This is a genomic window from Leisingera sp. F5 (assembly GCF_001593695.1).
Genome location: NZ_LUKH01000331.1, coordinates 1 through 2,820, shown reverse-complemented (window position 1 = coordinate 2,820; position 2,820 = coordinate 1). Strand labels below are relative to the sequence as shown.

General features: G+C 63.7%; 4 protein-coding genes. 1 reads left to right on the top strand and 3 read right to left on the bottom strand.

Translation table 11 applies throughout. The annotated features are described in order from the left end of the window. Nucleotides 1–68 precede the first annotated feature (68 nt). Nucleotides 69–533, bottom strand: a complete 465-nt coding sequence (locus tag A2I95_RS29765; protein ID WP_027258374.1) for a (2Fe-2S)-binding protein — start codon at nucleotides 531–533, stop codon at nucleotides 69–71. 93 nt (nucleotides 534–626) lie between these two features. Here A2I95_RS29765 and A2I95_RS29760 point away from each other — a divergent pair, with 93 nt between their 5' ends. Next, the gene (locus tag A2I95_RS29760; RefSeq protein ID WP_291735678.1) at nucleotides 627–1,208 is read left to right on the top strand and encodes a TetR/AcrR family transcriptional regulator; all 582 of its coding nucleotides are present in this window, start codon (nucleotides 627–629) and stop codon (nucleotides 1,206–1,208) included. Between the two features lie 29 nt (nucleotides 1,209–1,237). Here A2I95_RS29760 and kynA read toward each other — a convergent pair whose 3' ends face one another. Together kynA and A2I95_RS29750 are read right to left on the bottom strand one after the other, a co-directional pair. Continuing rightward, nucleotides 1,238–2,071 carry a tryptophan 2,3-dioxygenase gene (gene kynA, locus A2I95_RS29755; RefSeq protein ID WP_291735676.1) on the bottom strand — a complete coding sequence of 278 codons (834 nt, stop codon included), beginning with the start codon at nucleotides 2,069–2,071 and terminating at the stop codon, nucleotides 1,238–1,240. 148 nt (nucleotides 2,072–2,219) lie between these two features. Further along, a partial coding sequence (locus A2I95_RS29750) for an aminotransferase class V-fold PLP-dependent enzyme (protein WP_291735674.1) occupies nucleotides 2,220–2,820 on the bottom strand: 601 nt, incomplete at its 5' end.

Here is a 2,820-nt window from a genome sequence, read left to right as displayed (position 1 = left end):
CCGCCCACAATGGCGGCAGAGCCGATCAGGAAGGTGCGGCGGGCGATTTTTGCAATGCTGGCCATTGGTTACGCCTCCTGCATCTTCTGGGCGGCGGCATGGATGGCGGCGCGGATGCGCGGGTAGGTGCCGCAGCGGCACAGGTTGCCCTGCATCGCCTCGTCAATCTCCACGTCCGAAGGTGCCGGGTTTTCCGCCAGCAGGCTTGCCGCCTGCATGATCTGGCCGGACTGGCAATAGCCGCATTGCGCCACCTGATGCTCGACCCAGGCCTGCTGAATCGCCGCCATGGCGTCCGGTGTGCCGAGGCCCTCGATCGTTGTCACCTCCCCCCAGACATCCGACAGTGCCACCTGACAGGAGCGCACAGCCTCGCCGTCGATATGAACGGTGCAGGCGCCGCAGGCGGCCACTCCGCAGCCGAACTTGGTGCCGGTGAGGCCAACCTCATCCCGTAGAACCCAGAGGAGGGGAACATCATCAGGCAGGTCTACCTGATGGGATTTTCCATTGATGCGCAGGTCTGTTGGCATTGCGGGACTCCCTTGTTGTGCTCATGACAAAATTTACTATTTTTGTCATATTGTCAATTGACATTTTTTACAAACAATGTCAGAAGCGGAAACATGAACATGGCAGGCATTGATCCGAAACAGCAGGCAATCCTGGAGGCCGCCTGGATGGCGTTCTCCACCTATGGGTTCCGCAAGACCTCGATGGATGACATCGCCAAGGGCGCGGGCATGTCGCGGCCTGCGCTGTATCTGCATTTCAAGAACAAGGACGCGATCTTCCGGGCGCTGGTGGCCGCCTACTACGGCACTGCGGCTGCCGGGGTGCGTGCCGCCCTGGCAGAGACGGGGCCGCTGCCTGACCGGCTGCTGGCGGCCTTTGAGGGACAGGCCGGAGAGGGCGTGCAAATGATGATGGGTTCGCCGCACGGGATGGAGCTGTTCGAAGTTACCAAAAATGTGGCGGGTGAGGTGATCGCGGAGGGCGAAGCCGCCCTGAGCCGGATCTATGCGGACTGGCTGCAGCAAGAGGCCGGTGCCGGCCGGGCTGTGCTGAACGGCGACGCGGCAGTGATTGCCCGCACTCTCTGCGCCTCTTTGAAAGGGATCAAGCAGACCGCCGCAGACTATGAGACCTATCAGGCCGGGGTGCGTCAGCTGGCAGCCCTAGCCGGCGCTGGGCTGACGCCCCGGTGATACGGGCCGGATAGGCCGGCCCGCGCGCGTCAAAGCTCTGTGCGCAGATGCCAAAGTTCCGGGAACAGCTCCACGTCCAGCATCCGCTTCAGATAGCTGACGCCGCCAGTGCCGCCGGTGCCGCGCTTGAAGCCGATGACACGCTCCACCGTGGTCACGTGGTTGAAGCGCCAGCGGCGGAAGTAGTCCTCGAAATCCACCAGCTTTTCGGCCAGCTCGTACAGCTCCCAATGGGCCTCTGTGTCGCGGTAGACCTCTGTCCAGGCGGCCTGCACGGCTTCATGCGGCTGATAGGCCTCGGACACATCGCGGTTCAGCACTTCATCCGGCAGGTCAAAGCTCTGCGCCAGCGCCTTCAGCGCCACATCATAGAGCGACGGCTGCTTCAGTTCCGCCTCCAGCAGCGCCAGAATGTCCGGGCGGTGGGCGTGCGGGCGCAGCATCGCCTTGTTGCGGTTGCCCAGCATGAATTCGATCTGCCGGTACTGGTGCGATTGAAAGCCTGAGCTTTGGCCCAGTTCATCCCGGAACGCTGTGTAATCCGAGGGAGTCATCGTGCGCAGCACGTCCCAGGCGGAGTTCAGCTGCTCAAAGATGCGCGCCACCCGCGCCAGCATCTTGAACGCCTGCCGTGCCTGGCCGCCCAGCAGCCGTTCGCGGGCGGCGCTCAGCTCATGAATGGCCAGACGCATCCACAGCTCGGAGGTCTGGTGCTGGATGATGAACAGCATCTCGTCATGGATGTTGGTCCATGTCTTCTGCGCGTTCAGCAGCATGTCGAGCGACAGGTAATCGCCATAGGACATGCGCCCGTCGAAGGACATCTGGGCGCCGTCGTCGGCGGGATCATAGGGTTGGGTCATCGGATCATTCCTTTTCCTAAATGCAGTATATGTCAGGGAAAGGAATGCGTCCTCCGGTTCAGGGTGCCGCATTGGGCCAGGCGGCGCCACAGCGCAACCCAGCCCGCCGGGCGGCAGAGCGGCAGAAGGTATGCGCGGCGCAACCGCATCAGGTGACCGCGTGGCGGACCATGTATTCCGGCCGGTCCCAAAGGGCGTTTGTCATGACATCGGCGATGATCTCGGCCGCGGCGCGCACGTCGCCTTCGTCGATGTACAGCGGGGTGAAGCCGAACCGCATGATGTCCGGGGCCCGGAAATCGCCGATCACGCCGCGGGCAATCAGCGCCTGCATCGCCGCATAGCCCTCGTCGAACTTGAAGGACACTTGGCTGCCGCGGAACGCAGGGTCGCGCGGCGAGGCCAGCTCCAGCTGCGGGCAGGTCTTTTCCACCTCGGCGATGAATAGGTCGCACAGCGCGATCGACTTGGCGCGCACGGAGTTCATGTCCGCCATGTCCCAGATATCCATCGCCGCCTCCAGCGCGGTCAGCTGCAGGATCGGCGGGGTGCCGACGCGCATCCGGTCGATGCCGCTGCCGGGCCGGTATTCGAGGTCAAAGGCAAAGGGCGCCTCATGCCCCAGCCAGCCCGACAGGGCGGGGCGGGCGGTTTCCGCGTGGCGCGGCGAGACATAGATAAAGGCCGGCGCACCGGGGCCGCCATTGAGGTACTTATAGGTGCAGCCCACCGCGAAATCCGCCTTGCAC

Excerpts from the sequence above, each read along its gene's own strand:
- A2I95_RS29765 (WP_027258374.1), bottom strand. The coding sequence starts at position 533 with ATGCCAACAGACCTGCGCATCAATGGAAAATCCCATCAGGTAGACCTG.
- A2I95_RS29760 (WP_291735678.1), top strand. The coding sequence starts at position 627 with ATGAACATGGCAGGCATTGATCCGAAACAGCAGGCAATCCTGGAGGCC.
- kynA (WP_291735676.1), bottom strand. The coding sequence starts at position 2,071 with ATGACCCAACCCTATGATCCCGCCGACGACGGCGCCCAGATGTCCTTC.